Annotated in this window: 11 protein-coding genes and 1 tRNA gene; all 12 read right to left on the bottom strand. The window is 68.6% G+C overall.

Annotated features, from left to right (window positions below; translation table 11 throughout):
- Nucleotides 1-172: 172 nt before the first annotated feature.
- Nucleotides 173-1,057, bottom strand: coding sequence for an AraC family transcriptional regulator (locus ITJ67_RS20135; protein WP_160073108.1), 885 nt, complete (start codon nucleotides 1,055-1,057; stop codon nucleotides 173-175).
- 24 nt (nucleotides 1,058-1,081) lie between these two features.
- Nucleotides 1,082-2,317 carry a PLP-dependent aminotransferase family protein gene (locus ITJ67_RS03300; protein WP_160073106.1) on the bottom strand — a complete coding sequence of 412 codons (1,236 nt, stop codon included), beginning with the start codon at nucleotides 2,315-2,317 and terminating at the stop codon, nucleotides 1,082-1,084.
- Between the two features lie 74 nt (nucleotides 2,318-2,391).
- Entirely contained in the window at nucleotides 2,392-4,101 is a 1,710-nt protein-coding gene (locus ITJ67_RS03295) for a dipeptide ABC transporter ATP-binding protein (protein ID WP_194676735.1), read from the bottom strand.
- Between the two features lie 22 nt (nucleotides 4,102-4,123).
- Nucleotides 4,124-4,993: an ABC transporter permease gene (locus ITJ67_RS03290; protein ID WP_160073102.1), complete on the bottom strand. Its 870-nt coding sequence runs from the start codon at nucleotides 4,991-4,993 to the stop codon at nucleotides 4,124-4,126.
- Nucleotides 4,990-6,039 carry an ABC transporter permease gene (locus tag ITJ67_RS03285; protein WP_194676734.1) on the bottom strand — a complete coding sequence of 350 codons (1,050 nt, stop codon included), beginning with the start codon at nucleotides 6,037-6,039 and terminating at the stop codon, nucleotides 4,990-4,992. The genes ITJ67_RS03290 and ITJ67_RS03285 overlap by 4 nt, the downstream gene beginning before the upstream one ends.
- Before the next feature lie 25 nt (nucleotides 6,040-6,064).
- Nucleotides 6,065-7,723, bottom strand: coding sequence for an ABC transporter substrate-binding protein (locus ITJ67_RS03280; RefSeq protein WP_194676733.1), 1,659 nt, complete (start codon nucleotides 7,721-7,723; stop codon nucleotides 6,065-6,067).
- Between the two features lie 121 nt (nucleotides 7,724-7,844).
- Nucleotides 7,845-9,287 carry an FAD-binding oxidoreductase gene (locus tag ITJ67_RS03275; RefSeq protein WP_194676732.1) on the bottom strand — a complete coding sequence of 481 codons (1,443 nt, stop codon included), beginning with the start codon at nucleotides 9,285-9,287 and terminating at the stop codon, nucleotides 7,845-7,847.
- 504 nt (nucleotides 9,288-9,791) lie between these two features.
- Nucleotides 9,792-11,204, bottom strand: a complete 1,413-nt coding sequence (locus ITJ67_RS03270) for a glycoside hydrolase family 1 protein (protein ID WP_194676731.1) — start codon at nucleotides 11,202-11,204, stop codon at nucleotides 9,792-9,794.
- A gap of 60 nt (nucleotides 11,205-11,264) precedes the next feature.
- Entirely contained in the window at nucleotides 11,265-13,124 is a 1,860-nt protein-coding gene (locus ITJ67_RS03265) for a beta-glucoside-specific PTS transporter subunit IIABC (RefSeq protein ID WP_194676730.1), read from the bottom strand.
- Nucleotides 13,125-13,311: 187 nt separating this feature from the next.
- Nucleotides 13,312-14,229, bottom strand: a complete 918-nt coding sequence (locus ITJ67_RS03260; RefSeq protein WP_194676729.1) for a PRD domain-containing protein — start codon at nucleotides 14,227-14,229, stop codon at nucleotides 13,312-13,314.
- 168 nt (nucleotides 14,230-14,397) lie between these two features.
- Nucleotides 14,398-14,487, bottom strand: a tRNA-Ser gene (locus ITJ67_RS03255).
- Nucleotides 14,488-14,716: 229 nt separating this feature from the next.
- Complete coding sequence (locus tag ITJ67_RS03250; RefSeq protein WP_194676728.1) at nucleotides 14,717-15,634, bottom strand: LCP family protein; 918 nt, start codon at nucleotides 15,632-15,634, stop codon at nucleotides 14,717-14,719.
- Nucleotides 15,635-15,775 lie beyond the last annotated feature (141 nt).

The raw sequence follows: 15,775 nt of genomic DNA, 5'->3' as shown, positions 1-15,775 counted from the left end.
GGAGTGCTGGGTGTGGGCGTACCGCATCTGAGCGATTCGCGTCCGTGGTCGCGCTACGTCGCCTGGGGGCACACGAGCGTTCGACCTCGCGACTCTATGCTCAGGCGTCGACCTTCCGGTCGGTCCGGCGACGGAATCGACGATTCTGGCGACAGAACAGGCCGCTCCGGCGTCAGTCTCGGCCGAGCGCCTCGATCGCCGCGAGCATCGATGTCACCGATGCGAACCCAGATGCCTTGGCCGCCGCCCTGCGCTGCGCTGGCGAATCGCCCGAGGCCAGGAGATGCCCGGCGTGCCTCGCCCGAGCGTTGCGCAGCTCCACCGCTGGCGTCATGCCGACGCTCTCGAACGCCCTGTGCAGCAGGGAACGCGAGACGCTGAGGCGTTGCGCGAGGGTGGTCGCCGAGAGAGACCGGTCGGCGAACTCTCCCGCGATGATCTGCCTGGCCCCCTCGATGAGCACCAGGAACCGGTCGCCGCCCTCGCTCGTGGTCGCCCGGAAACGCCCCACCGCCTCGGCGATGCTCGCGAGCAGCGCCGACTCGATCGCGATGCGCAGGTTTCCCGCGCCCGGCCCGGAGTAGTCCCTCTCGGAGTCCAGGATGCTCGTGACGAGCGCGCGCAGGGCGCGACTGTAGACAGGATCGGCATCGACCCTGAGGGGGAACTCGCGGATGATCGGCTCGACTGCGGAGCGCCGGACAGAGTAGAGGAACGAGGTGGTCTCATCCGCGCTCGACACATCGTGCGGCCGCCGCGGGTCGAAGAGGAGGTACGAGCCCGGCGTCAGCTCGTGGGAGATTCCTGCGATCCTGACGGTCATCGTCCCCGAGACGGTGGAGAGCACCTGCACCGTCTCGAGCTCCCCCGGCAGGACGTCCGCGATCGTGGCCTGCACAGGCGTGAGGTGCAGCCGCCACATGGCGACATCGCCGAGGTCGATTGCCGTGACGTCGACCGCGAACTCGGCCGGCGCACCCTTGACGCGGTAGCCGCTGAGCTCGGCGAACTCAGCCGCACCCCTGCCCCGACGCCGGTATCGTTGCGGAGAAGCCACCCGAATATCTTGGCACGAGTCCGCTTATTGCTTCTCGAGTGCGCGGCCGAGGCGCGCGGCGGCCTCCTGCAGGCGCTCGATGGGGGTGTCTCCGTAGGCGAGTCTCAGGCGGCGAGGCGCGTCGGTGCCAGGCCCGGACGGGAAGAACGAGCCGCGCTGGTAGCCGATGCCCGCAGCGCTCGCATCCTCGGCGAGCCTGTCCGCGTCGATCGCGTCGTCGACGAGCCGCGGCCACAGGAACAGGCCGCCATCGGGCGCGTCGATCTCGAACGCCCCGGGTGCGTGGGCCTCGAGCGCGGCGGAGAGCGCATCCGCCCGTTCCCGGTACAGCTCGCGTGCCGACGCGAGCGTGTCGTCGAAGAACGTGGGCGTCGTCCCGAGCAGCTCGGCGACCGCATGCTGGACGAGCTGCGAGGAGTGCGAGTCCTGACGCGCGCGCAGCGACACGAAGTCGGGAACAAGGCGCTCCGGCAGCACGATCCAGCCGAGGCGCAGGCCGGGGCCGAGCGTCTTCGTGAACGTGTTGATGTGGATCACGTGCGAGGAGCTGTTGAAGATCTCGAAGTCGAGCTCGTCGCCGCGGAAGCGCAGCTCCCGGTACGGGTTGTCGGCCAGCAGGATGAAGTTGTACCGCTCAGCGAGGCGCACGAGCTCACGGCGCCCCTCGAGGGTCAGGCTGTGCTGCGAGGGGTTGTGGAAGTCGGGCACCGTGTAGACGGCCGCCGGACGTGCGCCAGCGACCAGATGGGCCTCCAGCTCGGCGACGTCGAAGCCGTCGCGGCCGACTGTGATCGGCAGGATCCGCGCGTCGGAGAGTTCGAGGCCGCGCAGAAACAGCGGGAAGATCGGGTTGTCGACCGCGACGAGGCCGCCGCGCTCGACCACGAGCTGCACGGCGAGGGAGATGCCGTGGAACCCGCCGTTCGTGATGAGCACGCGCGATACCGGCACGCCCTCGCGTGCGGCGATCCATTCCCGCAACGCGGGCACACCCTCGGTTCGCCCGTACTGCAGCGCCGGCACGCCCGGCACGGACAGCACCCGCGCGGTCGCCTCGGCGAGCTCGGCGGAGGGGAGCACCGACGGGTCGGGGATGCCGCCGAGCAGCTCGATCGAGTCGGGGTGCCGGTCGCGCAGGGTCGCGTCGCCGAAGCCCTTCGGCGCGTTGAAGGCGCGCGCGAGCTCCGTCGACGTCCAGGTCGGCGGGGAGGTCTGCGGCGTGCTCTGCGGGAGGGTCTGCGTGCTGGCGGTGCTTGTCATGGTGTCGTCGTTCTCTCTCGCACGAGGCGCTCGGCCTCGATCGGTTCAGGTGGAAGTTCGGAGGTGCGGGTCGCTCAGACGAGCGCCGGGACCTGCACGGCAGGCGTCGCGTTCGCATCCGCTGCCGGAGCCGCATGCCCGTACCGGGGCGTGGGGATGGCATCGATGAGGGCCCGCGTGTAGGGCTGCTCGGGATGCGCGAGCACCTCGGCAACCCGTCCGGACTCGACGACCTTGCCGCCCTGGAGCACCGACACCGTGTCTGCGACCTGGCGGACGAGCGCGAGATCGTGGGAGACGAACAGGTAGGTGAGCCCCAGCTCAGCCTGCAGCTGGAACAGCACCTCGAAGATCTCCGCCTGCACGGTCACATCGAGGGCGGAGGTCGGCTCGTCGAGCACGAGCACGTCTGGCCGGAGCACGAGGGCGCGCGCGATGGCAACACGCTGGCGCTGGCCGCCGGAAAGGGCTGACGGCTTCCGGGACAGGAACTCCGCGCCCAGGCCGACGGACGCGAGGGCAGCCCGAGCCTTCTCGGCGCGCTCCCGCTTGTCACCGACCTTGTAGCGGTCGAGCGGCTCGCGCACGATGCGCTCCACACGCCACGTCGGATCGAGGGAGGTGAACGGGTTCTGGTAGACGAGCTGCAGGTGGCGGCGGATCTCGCGGAGCTGCCTGGGAGAGCTGCCGTCGACTCGCTCGTCGCCGACCCTGACCTCGCCGGCGTCCGCCTCCTCGAGGCCGAGCAGGATGCGGACGGCCGTCGTCTTGCCCGAGCCGGACTCCCCCACGAGTGCGTGCGTCGTGCCTGCCCTCACCGCGAACGACACGTCGTCCAACGCCGCGACCCGTCGCTCGCCGACCGAGAAGCTCTTCGAGACGCCCGTGACCGCGACCTGCTCGGTCGCGGCGCCGCGGCTGTCCCGCTGCAGCAGCGAACCGTAGCGGTCGGGGTTCAGGGCGGGGGCATCCTGCCGCAGACAAACCGTGTACGGCGAGGTCGACTCGGTGAACACCTGCTCCGTCGCGCCGGCCTCCTGCACCTCGCCGCCCTTGAGCACGACGATCTTCTGCGTGCGCTCGGCCGCGATCGCGAGGTCGTGCGTGATGAGCACGAGCCCGATGCCCAGTTCGCTCTGCAGCTCGCTGAGCACCCCCAGGATGCGCTTCTGGATCGTCACGTCGAGCGCACTCGTCGGCTCGTCCGCGATGAGCAGCTCGGGGCTCGGCAGCACGGCGAGGCCGATGAGCACACGCTGCAGCATGCCGCCGGAGAGCTGGTGGGGGTAGGACTCGTACACGCGCTTCGGGTCTGGCAGGCCGACCCGCTCGAACGTCGCGAAGATGAGCTCCCGCTGCTCATCGCGGGAGAGGCCGTCGACGAGGTCGGCCGCCTCGTGCGCCTGGGAGCCGATGGTGCGCACCGGGTTGAGGGCGTTCGCCGGGTCCTGCGGCACGAAGCCGATGCGGGCGCCGCGCAGGGGGCGGAACTGGCGCGGCGAGTACGCGAGCACGTCCTTCCCCTCGAAGCGGATGCTCCCAGCCGCCCGACCGCCGTCCGGCAGGAGGCGGAGGATCGCGCGGGCGATCGTGGACTTCCCGGACCCGGACTCGCCGATGAGCGCGAGGCTCTCGCCACGGTTCAAGGTGAAGCTGACGTCGGAGACGACCTCGCTCCTGCCGTACGCGACCGACAGGTTCTCGACCTGCAGGAGGGGCTGAGCGGAGGATTCGGGAGCGGATGCCGATGCAGATGCTGATGCTGATGCTGATGCGTGGGTCATTGCGTGCCTCTCGTGCGTTCGGTCAGGACGTCTGCCGGAGCCACCGGCTGATGCGGTTGACGGAGAGCACCGTCGCGATGGTGACCAGCGCTGGCCACAGCACGAGCCAGGGCGCCCGCGGGTAGTCCTTGCCGTTGGAGATGAGCAGCCCCCAGTCGGATGCGGGCGGCGGGTCACCGTAGCCGAGGAACGCGAGGCCCGCGATGACGAGGATCGAGAGCCCGAACTGCAGCACCGCCAGCGCCAGGACGGAGCGAGACGCGTTCGGGAGGACGTGGCGCCCGAGCACGTGCCACTTCGACCCGCCCTGGAGGTAGGCGGCCTCCACGAACGTGGCCCGCCGCGTCTTGAGCACCTCGGATCTCATGACGCGGGCGAACACCGCGACGGCGGAGACGCCAGTGGCGATCGCGGCGTTGATGGTCTGGAAGCCGAGGGAGGAGACGATGACGACGGCGAGGAGGAAGCTGGGGATGGCGAGCAGCACATCCACGAACCTGGCGAGCACCGTGTCGGTCCAGGAGCCGATGAATCCGCCGATGAGACCGATCGCACCGCCCACGACGACGCCGATGATCACGGCGACCAGTGCCGACGAGATCGAGGACTGCGTGCCGAAGACGACCCGGGCGAACTGGTCGCGTCCGAGGTGATCCGTGCCGAACCAGTGCTGCGCGCTGGGCGCCAGGAACTTGTCGGCGGGGACGCCGTCGACCGGACTGTAGGACGTGAAGACGCCGGGCAGCAGCGACCAGGCGAGCACCAGGACGATGACGACGAACGACAGCACGACCGTCGGGGGGAAGCCGCCGATCGCGCGGACCTTGAACGCGGCCCTGGGACTGCGAGAGCCGGTCGCGCCCGGTGCGGCGTTCAGAACTGCGGAGGTCATACGATGCTCGCCTCTTCCTTGAGTGGGGAGTCGGACTGGGGCGAGGGGGACTCGGGTGCCGACGCATCCGCATCCCCGATGACGGGCCCGCCCTTCTTGCGGTTTCCTTCGATGTCGACACGCGGATCGAGGATCGGGTAGGCCAGGTCGGCGAGCAGGTTGACGAGCACGAAGACGACGGCGGCGAGGCCGACGACCGCCTGCAGCACCGGCAGGTCCTGGCTGGCGACGGCCCGCTGCACGATGCTGCCGATGCCACTGCGCCCGAAGACGGCCTCCGTGATGAGGGAACCGCCGAGCAGCTCGCCCACCGTGAGCGCGAGCACCGTCACCGCGGGCAGCGCCGACGGCTTCAGGAGGTGCCGCGTGAAGAGCCGCCGCTGCGTGAGACCGCGAGAGCGCGCCACCGACGCGTACTCCTGCGAGGACGCGTGGTCGAGGTTCGTGATGAGCACCTCCGCGATCTGCGCGGAGACCGGGATGCCGAGGGCGACGGCGGCGAAGAACGTCGCCCACGCGCTCTCCGGGTCGACGATGCGGAACAGGCCGAGTCCGAACGCGAACACGTTGATGAGGAGCAGGCCGATGACGAAGTTCGGCACCGACAGGAACAGCGACGGGAATGCGCGCAGGATGCCCTGGCCGTAGCGGGCCGGCAGCACCTGCGTGCCGAACGCGATGAGCACGGCAAGCACAACCGCCACGAGGAGGGCGCTGCCCGCGAGCGCGAGCGTCGAGGGCAGCGCATCCCCGATGAGGTCGGCGACAGGCAGGTTCGAGCGCAGCGAGATGCCGAAGTCACCGACGACGAACCTCGTAAGCGAACCCCACAGCTGCACGAGCAGCGGCTGGTCGAGGCCGTAGTAGGCCACGATGCGGGCGATCTCCTCCTCCGTGAACCCGTTGTCGGGGTTGCGCAGCGTGCTCGTGACCGGGTCCCCCGGCAGCACGCTGATGACGAAGAACGTGAAGACGTAGGCGAGCAGCACGACGATGATCGCCTGGCCCGTGCGCCTCAGCGCGAAGCGCGTGTAGTTGTGTCTCATGCCGAACCCTCCCGCCGGCCGGGGCCTAGTCGACCCAGGCCGTGGCGTAGTTGGCGTACGCGACGCCGTTGTACGTGACGCCGTGCAGGTTCGGCGACTGCACGTAGACGCGCTGCACGATCTGCGTGATCGGGGCGAAGTAGCCCTGCTCGAGCACGTAACCCTGCAGCTCGTCGGCGAGCGCCGCACGTGCCTCGGTGTCGCTCGAGCTCGAGATGCCCCCGGCGTACTCGTTGAGCTTCGTGTCGCTCGTGCCCACGCCGAACCAGTCCTCGTCGCCCTCGTTGAGGCTCGTGAGGATGCCCGCGACCGTGCCCACGTCGATGAAGCTGCGCGTGATCTCGGTGGCCGGGATCTCGACGCCGCTGTTCAGCACGCGCTCGCCGTACGTGACGACGTCGTACGCCTCGATCTTCACGTCGAAGCCGATCTTCTTCAGCTGCTGCGCCACGAGCTCGTCGACCGACTGCGAGGTGGCGAGGTAGGGGTTCGGGTAGAGCGTCACGGCGAGGGTCTCGCCGTTCTTCGAGCGGATGCCGTCAGCGCCTTCCGTCCAGCCGGCCGCATCCAGCAGCTTCTTCGACTCCTCCGGGTCGAACGCGAAGGCGTCGCTGTGGTCCGTCGCCTCTGGAACGTTGCTCTGGATGAACGTCTCCGCGGCCTCCCAGTCCTCCGTGTACACGGTGGAGAGGATCTCGTCGCGGTCGATGCCGTGCTGGAATGCCTGACGCACCTCGGTCTCGTTGAACGGAGCGACCTGCGTGTTCAGCGCGTAGCCGTTGACGAAGCCCAGGTAGCGGGGAACCGCGACCTCGAGGCCCTCGTCGGCGAGCGCATCCAGCTCCTGCGGGGAGGTGTTGTAGGCGACATCCGCCTGGCCCGCCTGCACCGAGGAGGTGCGCAGCGACGGCTCGGCGACGATCTGGTAGGTGATGGAGTCGAGGAACGCGGGGCCCGTGTGCTCGAGCGCCTCCGGACCCCAGGTGTAGTCCTCGCGCTTGGTCAGGACCACGTCCTGCCCCTCCTGCCAGGACTCGACCGTGAACGGGCCGCTCCCGACGAAGTTGCTGAGGTCGGCCTGCTCCTCAGCCGGCAGCGCGATGACGGCCGGGGAGGTGAGGATCGAGCCGTGGTAGCCGAGCGTCGGGATGAAGCCGAGGGTGGGCTTCGAGAACTTCACCTCGACGGTCGCCGCATCGACCGCGGTCGCACCGTCGTAGTTCGCGGCGGGGAACAGCCCGATGCGGTTGATGCCGCGGTCGGGGTCGCCCTTGGCCCAGATGTCGAGGTTCGCGACGACCGCCGCGGCGTCGACGGGGGTGCCGTCCGAGAAGGTCACGCCGTCCTTGAGGTGCAGCGTGTACTCCGTCGCGTCGTCGTTCTGCTCCCAGCTCTCCGCGACCCACGGGCTGACGTTGCCCTCGCCGTCGACGTACACGAGCTTGTCGGTGACGTGGCCCCAGACGTGCCCCTGGTAGCTGGAGATGGCGCTGTTGTTGGGGATCCAGCTGTCGCCGAGGGAGTCGATGAGGAACGTGATGTCGCCGCCGTTCTTCGGCTCCCCCTCACCCGCAGCCCCTGGGGCGGCGTCGGAGGTCGCGCAGGCTGCGAGCAGCGACATGCTGGCGAGCACGCCGATGGCTGCGGCGAGTTTCCGTCGGAGTCGTGGGTGTCGTGTCGACATGATGGTGGCTGCTTTCTCGGGGTCTGCGTTGGGGAGAGCGGGTGGGGGGGTGCGTGCGTGTGCTGGTGCTGGTGCGTGTGCTGGTGAACGGATGCTCGGGATGGGGCGCTCGGGGCCCGGGTCAGATGGCCTTGCCCGGGTTGAAGAGCGCGGCGGGGTCGAGCGCGCGCTTGATGGCGTGCTGCGCCTCGCGGTTCCGCTCGGACAGCTCGAGGGCTGCGAGGTCGAGCTTCGAGGAGCCGATGCCGTGCTCACCGCTCACGGTTCCGCCGAGCTCGAGCGCGAACTCGGCGAGGGCGACGGCCGCGTCGTGCAGCTGCGGCGGGACGACGGCCGGGTCCGCTCCTTCCGGGATGCGGAGCGTGATGACGGGGTGCAGGTTGCCGTCGCCGGCGTGGGCGACAGCGCCCACCGTGACACCGAAGCGCTCCTCGACGACGGGGAAGTGGGCGAAGATCTCGGGGATGCGCGACTTGGGAACGGCGATATCGCCGCCCGCGAACCACTCGGCGGGATCGAAGCCGCGCCCTGAACGGCGCAGCTCCCACAGCGACTCACCGTCCTCGACGGTCTCCTCGGTGACGAGCCCGCCGACTGCTTCGAGCGCCGCGCGGAGGTCAGCGGACTGCTCGTCGATGCCGTAGCCGTCGAGCTCGATGAGCAGCAGGGCGCCGCCGCGGGCGGTGAGCGTGCTGCCGCTGTGCGCGTCGATGTTCGCGAGCGTGCGGGAGTCGAAGAACTCGACGACGCTGGGGCGCACCGTGCTGCGGGTGATGGCGGAGAGCGCATCCGCGCCAGCTGCCGTCGTCGCGAAGAACGCCGACACCGTGCGGCGGGCGACCGGGATCGGGCGGAGGCGCACGGTCGCCGCGACGACGATGCCGAGGATGCCCTCCGATCCGACGAAGAGGGAGACGAGGTCGAGGCCCGTGACGCCCTTGATGGAGCGGTGGCCGACGTGCACGAGCGTGCCGTCGGCGAGCACGACGTCGAGCGCGAGGATCGACTCGCGCGTCACTCCGTACTTCGCGCAGCGCAGCCCGCCAGCATTGGTGGCGATGTTGCCGCCGATGGACGAGATGTCCCAGCTGGCCGGGTCCGGCGCGTAGAAGAGGCCGTATGGCTCGAGGTGCCGGTTGAGGTCGGCGTTGATGACGCCAGGCTCGACCACGGCGACCTCGTCCAGCGGGCTCACCTCGACGACCCGGTTGAGGCGCTCCGTCGAGACGACCAGCTGCCGAGCGTCGGCGGTCGCGCCTCCTGCGAGGCCGGAGCCAGCGCCGCGCGGCACCACCGCGATGCCATGCTCGGCAGCCGTCCGCACGACCACCTGCACCTCAGCCGCCGTGCTCGGGAACGCGACGGCCGGGCCGAGGTCGATGCCAGCGAGGCGGCCCCTCGTGCTCGCATCCACCGCGTACTCGCGCGTCAGAGCCGAGGGCACGCGCACCTCGAGCTGCGGCAGCTCCGCCTGCAGCTCGTCGATGACCCGCTGCAGGGGCTCCGCTCCCTCGAGCGAGGAGAGCTGTGCGGTCGGCGCTGGGGTGGCGAGCTCGGTGGGCATGCTGGCCTTTCGACGGGGGGCGGGAAGGATCCCTCGAAAGGTACGGAAGCGCTGATGGCGTGAACAGGCGAGGCCGTCGCTTCCCTTCGCCGAACGTTGTGGGGCTTCAGGCAGCGTCACGTTGCGTCATCAACCACGTCAGAAAGTGGCGCACGCTCGACTCCGAGTTGCCTCACAGGCAACACGCTCCGGCTCTCGGGGCGGCGCTGCCCTTCCGGCCCGCCTCCCAGCGCGGCGCCCAGCCCGCCTCCGGCGCCAGCTCCGGCCCCGGCTGACCAACTTGCGGGACGAAACCGCAGCATCGGGCCCCTGGCGCATCCGAGCCCGACGTCCTCCCGGAGGTTGGCCTCGTCGCAGCAGTCCCCCGCCCGTTCGACAGAGCCCGCGCGCCCGCTCAATGCGAAAAGGCGGGCCGCGCGATATGCGCGACCCGCCTTCTGCGAGTGCCGGCCCCGGTATCCGGGCCGCAGGGACCGGTACGTTCGGAGCTCGGGATGCTGGCCGTTACGCCTGCAGGCTGCCCCCATTGGTGCGGATGACCTCGGCGTACCAGTCGAACGACTTCTTCTTGTAGCGCTCGAGCGTGCCAGAGCCGTCGTCGTTGCGGTCGACGTAGATGAAGCCGTACCGCTTGCTCAGCTGCGCCGTGCTCGCCGAGACGAGGTCGATGCAGCCCCACGTCGTGTAGCCGAGCAGCTCGACGCCGTCAGCGATCGCTTCGCCGGCCTGCACGAGGTGGTCGTTGAGGTAGGAGATGCGGTAGCCGTCATCGACGGTCTTCACGCCGTCGATCTCGACGAGCTGGTCCTTCGCCCCGAGCCCGTTCTCGACGATGAACAGCGGCTTCTGCCACCGCTCCCAGAACTGGTTCATGACGATGCGCAGGCCGGTCGGGTCGATCGCCCAGCCCCACTCGCTCTTCTCGAGCGTCGGGTTCGGCACGCCGCCCATGATGTTGCCTTCACCGGAGTCAGCAGAGGGGTCTGCCGTCTCGGCGATGCTCATGTAGTAGCTGAACGAGATGAAGTCGACCGTGTTCTTCAGGATCTCGAGGTCCTCATCCGTGATGTTGAGGTCGATGCCCTTCTCCTTGAAGAGGCGCAGCGCGAAGCCCGGGTACTCGCCGCGCACGTGCACGTCGCCGAACATGAGGTTCGAGTGGTCGACGTCCATGACCTTGAGCGCATCCGCGGGGCTCGGCGTGAGCGGGTAGACCGGCATGGCGATGAGCATGCAGCCGACCTGCGCATTCGGGGCGACCTCGTGCGCGATCTTCGTCGCGAGCGCCGAGGCGACGAGCTCGTGGTGGATGGCCTGGTACAGGTCCTGCTCGCTGAGCTGCTCCTTCGGCGTGAGGATGCCACCGCTCAGGAGCGGGGCGTGCAGCACCGAGTTGATCTCGTTGAACGTGAGCCAGTACTTCACTCGCGAGCCGTAGCGCTCGAACAGCACTCGGGCGTAGCGCTCGTAGAAGCCGATGAGCTCGCGGCTCACCCAGCCGTCGTACTGCTGCGCGAGGTGCAGCGGCGTCTCGTAGTGCGAGATCGTGACGAGCGGCTCGATGCCGTGCTTCTCCAGCTCGTCGAGCACGCGGTCGTAGAACGCGAGGCCCTCTTCGTTGGGCTCCAGCTCGTCGCCCTTCGGGAAGATGCGGCTCCAGGCGATCGAGAAGCGGAACGTCTTGAACCCCATCTCGGCGAAGAGCGCGATGTCCTCCGCGTAGCGGTTGTAGAAGTCGATGCCGACGTGCTTGAGGTTGTCGTCCGTCGGCCCCTCGGTCGGCGGCGCCATGATGCCCTTCGGCATGACGTCCTGGATGGAGAGGCCCTTGCCCCCGTCGAGGTAGCCGCCCTCGAGCTGGTTGGCTGCGGTCGCGCCGCCCCAGAGGAATCCGTCTGGGAAGTTCGTTGTCGTCATTCGCGTGTCTCCTTCGTTCTGCGATGCGTTGGTGCGTGAAGTCGTGCGGTGTGGATGCGGCTACTTGGCGAGTGCCACGGTCTCGACCGACTTGGCCAGGTACAGCGACTCTCCGTGCGAGATGGGGCCGGTCACCTGGCTCGTGATCTCCGGGTACAGCTCGGAATTCGTGATGATGACGGGCGTCGTGATGTCGTAGCCCGCCGCCTTGACGGCGTCGACGTCGAACTCGATGAGCAGCTCGCCAGCCTTCACGGCCTGACCAGACTCGACCTTCATCGTGAAGTGCTGGCCGCCCAGCTTCACCGTGTCGACACCGATGTGGATGAGCACCTCGGCGCCGTCCGCGTGGCGCAGGCCCACCGCGTGGCCCGTCGGGAAGGCGGCTGCCACGACACCGTCGAAGGGTGCGTAGACGGCGCCGGAGCTGGGGATGACCGCTGCGCCCTTGCCGAGCACACCGCCGGCGAAGACGGGGTCGGACACCTCGGACAGCGCAACCGCGGTGCCATCGAGGGGGCTGCGGATCTCGAGGTCGTTGCTTGCGGCCGTGACGGGAGCTTCCTCATCCACCGGGTCCTTGAAGCCGAGGATGACGGTGAGGAGGAACGACACCACGATCGCCGCGACCAGGCCGAGTCCGAGGAAGACCATGTTGCCGTTGCCGAAGAGCGCAGGCAGCGCCAGGCCGGAGGGAACGACGAAGGCGGTGGAGAAGACGCCGCCCATGGCGATGATCGCCCCGCCGAGTGCTCCACCGATGACGCCGAAGATGAAGGGGCGCTTGAGGGGCAGGTTGATGCCGTAGATCGCGGGCTCGGTGATGCCGGCGAGGAAGCCGGACAGCGTGGCGGGCGCAGCGAGCGACTTGAGCTTCTTGTCGCGGGTGCGGACCCACACGCCGGCGACCGCGGCGGACTGCGCGAGGACGGCAGCGAACACGGGGCCGATCAGCAGGATCTGACCTGTTGCCTGGAACTCGAGCGTGAACAGCGGCACGAAGCCCCAGTGGAGTCCGAAGATGACGAAGACCTGCCACAGACCACCCATGATCGCGCCGCCGAGCCATGGGACGTTCGCGAAGATCCAGCCGATGCCCTCGCCGAGCCATCCGCTCAGGAGCGCGGAAATCGGGCCGACGACGACGAACACGAGGGGCACCGCGATCAGCACGACGATCATGGGCGTCAGGAAGCGGCGGACCGAGGAGTGCAGCTTCGCGTAGAGGAACTTCTCCGCGTAGCTCTGCAGCCACACGATGAGGATGATCGGGATGACGCTGGAGACGTAGCTGACCATCGTGAACGGGATCCCGAAGAACGTCAGCCCCTCGGCTCCGACCAGTGGAGTGATCGTCGGGTAGACCAGCGCGCCGGCGATCGCGAACGAGGTCCACTCGGAGGCCTTGAAGTAGCGGGCCGCCGTGATCGCGAGCGCCATCGGCAGGAAGTTGATGAACGCGTCAGAGAGCGCGTTGAGGACGAGGTACGTCGTCGTGTCGGTGGCGATCCAGCCGAAGGTCGCCGCGGCGGAAAGGAATGCCTTCAGCAGACCGGTGCCGGCGAGCGCCCACAGCAGGGGGGTGAACAGCGCCGCGATCATCGAGATGAAGCGGTTGAAGAGGTTCTTCTTCGGCTCGTCAGGATCGACCGTCGCCGTCTGCGTGCCCGCGACGAGGTTCGAGATCTTGCCGAGCTCGGCGTACACCTCCGGGACCTCGTTGCCGATGACAACCTGGTACTGGCCGCCGGCCTCGGCCGTCGTGATGACGCCCGGGATGGCCTTGACCGCGGCCTTGTCGATCTTCGCGTCATCCCTGATCGCGAAGCGCAGGCGGGTCATGCAGTGCACGACCGACTTGACGTTCTCTTCGCCGCCGACGCCCTTGAGCACATCCGCTGCAACTCTTGAGTGATCCATGGGACCGCTCTCCTTCTCCCGCCATCGGCGGCAATTCGGTCTGGAGCCCCTGGGCCGAACCGGCAGATTTTGGGCAACAAAAAAACCTGAACTCGAACACCGCCATTTCGGCGATATGAGTTCAGGTTTTGCCCGCTTGACCGGTAACAATCCAAGGATTCCGCAGGACTTCATTGCCCTGCGGCAGTCACTCTAGCATCGGCTCCACGTCTGTGCCATAGGCAATGTGCTGCGCGAGCCGTTCGATGTGGACGGTCACGTACAGGAGCTCCTCGTCGGTCAGCTCGACCCCCGTCGCCTCCCGCACGTACCCCTTCACCTGCTCGGCGATCGCAAACGAGCGCGGGTACGTGCGCTTCGTGAAGTCGAAGAACGAAGAGTCCGTGGAGCGGAGCATGCTGCGCGACACGAGCCGCTGGAGGAGGAACTGGATGTGCAGCACGAAGCGCGCGTAGTCGTGGCTGTCGACGTCGAGGTCGACGCCGAGGCCAGCCTCGACGGTCACGACCACGTGCTGGACGCGGCGGAAGAGCAGGGCGGAGGTGCCGTCGGGCTCGTCGCGCGTCGAGTTCAGCACGTGCATCGTCAGGAACACGGCCTCCTCAGGCGGGAGCTCCCGGTCGAGGGCCGAGGAGATGACCTTCGCCATGTGCTTCGACGCCGCGAACTCCTGCGGGTGCAGCACGCGCAGCTCCGGCATCGACGTCGCCGGAATGCGGATGCCCCGATCGAGGCGTTCGAGCACGTACTGGATGTGGTCGATGACCGCGAGGGGAAGTCGCTTGCCGAGGTCGCGCCCCAGCATCCGCTCGGCCTCGTCGACCGCGCTCATGACCGCCTCGACCACGGGGTACGGCACGGCGCTCAGCAGCTGCAGGGCCTGGTCGCCCTCGCTGCCCGTCGCGAGCACAAACGTCTTCTCCACCCTCGAGGGGTCGATGAGGTCGCCCGGCTTCAACTGGAAGCCGAGACCGCGCCCCATCAGCACACGCTCCTGCCCGGCCCCATCGATCTGGATCACAACGTTGTTGTTGATGACCTTCGAGATGCCAGGAGTCGGGGAGCTGTCTGCCTTCGAGGAGCTCCTCCTGCGGGATTCGCCCATGATGGGCATTGTATTGCGCCGGGCTCGACGGGAAGCGCGGGCTGCGAGCCGGCTGGGCGCTGGATGCAGGTGGACGCACACGCATGCACGTTGACGCAGATGGATGCACGAAACCCCGGCTCCGAGCTGGGCTCGTACCGGGGCTTCATCTTGGTGTTCTCTGCAGAGCGGAGACGAGGGGATTTGAACCCCTGGTCCCCTCAAAGGGGACTCCACCTTAGCAGGGTGGTGCACTCGGCCGGACTATGCGACGTCTCCAAGACTCACCTATCGTAGCGGGTCGCGGCGCAACTTCCGAACCGAGCGCGAGATTTTGCAGGCCGAGCCCCACGGATAGGTCGATTTCACCCCGTCCTCGGCCGCAACACGGGGTGAAACCGCCCCATTCGAGCGGCTGGGCGGGGCGGGCGCGGACAGGCGGGCGGAGGCGGGCGCGGGCAGGCGAGCGGGCGGGGGCGAGCGCGGGCAGGCGGGCGGAGGCGGGGCGCTAGCCGAAGAGGGTCGTGGGGTTCGAGCAGGACTCCTGGTCGGCGGCCTGGCCCGCGAAGGTTGGCGCGGGGGTCGCGACGGGGGCGTTGGGGTCGACGGGCGGATCCGTCGCCGCATCCTCGCCGGTCGTGCCATCGCCGGCAGTCCCGTCGTCGGCGACCGCGCCTTCATCGCCCGGCGCACCCGCGACCGACAGCGGCTGATCTGCCGCCAGCAGGTCCCACATGGCCGTCGCATCCGGCTCAAGCGGAATGACCCGCGAACCGTCATAGTCAGCCGTCGGCAGCTGCACGAACGAGATCTTCGAAAGGTCGACCTTGTTGAGCGCCGAAGCCATGCCCATGAGCGTCGGGACGTCCGCGAGCGACTTCGTCATCTTCATGTTCTGCGTCGCCGCGACCCCGAGTCCGTAGAGCTTCGTCGGGTTCGCGAGCGTGCCAGCGCTCTTCACCTCGCGGATGAGGGACGAGAGGAACACCTGCTGGTTCGCGATGCGCTGCAGGTCGCTGCCGCCCACGCCGTGGCGGGTGCGGAGGAACTTCAGCGCATCCTCGCCCTGCAGCGAGTAGTTGCCCGGCTGCAGGTAGAGGCCGACGTAGTCGTCGCTGATCTCGTTCGCCACGCACACGTCGACCCCGCCGACGGCGTTCGACATCTCGATGACCCCGAGGAACTGCACCATCGCGGCGTACGGGATGTCGAGGCCGCTCATCGACTCGACGGTCTCGACGACGCAGCCCATGCCGCCCTCGCCGAGGATGCTGTTCATCGGCACCTCGTAGCGCTCCTCCATCTGCACCCCCTCGTCGTTGGTGCACGCTGGCTGGTCGACCATCGTGTCGCGAGGGATGCTGACGACGGAGGCGTGCGTGCGGTCCGCCGAGACGTGCAGCAGCATGTTCACGTCGTTGAGCACCCCGGAGGCCGCCTCGTCGCCTTCCCCGTACTCGGCACCCTGGCCCGTGCGGTCGTCGCTGCCGACGAGGAGGATGTTGAAGCCGCCCTCGATCTCGTCGAACGCGACGGGGGCTTTATCTCCGCCCGGGTCTGGCAGCAG

The organism is Pseudoclavibacter sp. VKM Ac-2867 (assembly GCF_015351275.1).
GTDB lineage: Bacteria > Actinomycetota > Actinomycetes > Actinomycetales > Microbacteriaceae > Pseudoclavibacter.
The sequence above is the reverse complement of the archived record's forward strand: the minus strand, read 5'-3'. Positions and strand labels throughout refer to the sequence as shown.

Excerpts from the sequence above, each read along its gene's own strand:
- ITJ67_RS03265 (WP_194676730.1), bottom strand. The coding sequence starts at position 13,124 with ATGGATCACTCAAGAGTTGCAGCGGATGTGCTCAAGGGCGTCGGCGGC.
- ITJ67_RS03275 (WP_194676732.1), bottom strand. The coding sequence starts at position 9,287 with ATGCCCACCGAGCTCGCCACCCCAGCGCCGACCGCACAGCTCTCCTCG.
- ITJ67_RS03280 (WP_194676733.1), bottom strand. The coding sequence starts at position 7,723 with ATGTCGACACGACACCCACGACTCCGACGGAAACTCGCCGCAGCCATC.
- ITJ67_RS03295 (WP_194676735.1), bottom strand. The coding sequence starts at position 4,101 with ATGACCCACGCATCAGCATCAGCATCAGCATCTGCATCGGCATCCGCT.
- ITJ67_RS03285 (WP_194676734.1), bottom strand. The coding sequence starts at position 6,039 with ATGAGACACAACTACACGCGCTTCGCGCTGAGGCGCACGGGCCAGGCG.
- ITJ67_RS03290 (WP_160073102.1), bottom strand. The coding sequence starts at position 4,993 with ATGACCTCCGCAGTTCTGAACGCCGCACCGGGCGCGACCGGCTCTCGC.
- ITJ67_RS03270 (WP_194676731.1), bottom strand. The coding sequence starts at position 11,204 with ATGACGACAACGAACTTCCCAGACGGATTCCTCTGGGGCGGCGCGACC.
- ITJ67_RS03300 (WP_160073106.1), bottom strand. The coding sequence starts at position 2,317 with ATGACAAGCACCGCCAGCACGCAGACCCTCCCGCAGAGCACGCCGCAG.
- ITJ67_RS03260 (WP_194676729.1), bottom strand. The coding sequence starts at position 14,229 with ATGGGCGAATCCCGCAGGAGGAGCTCCTCGAAGGCAGACAGCTCCCCG.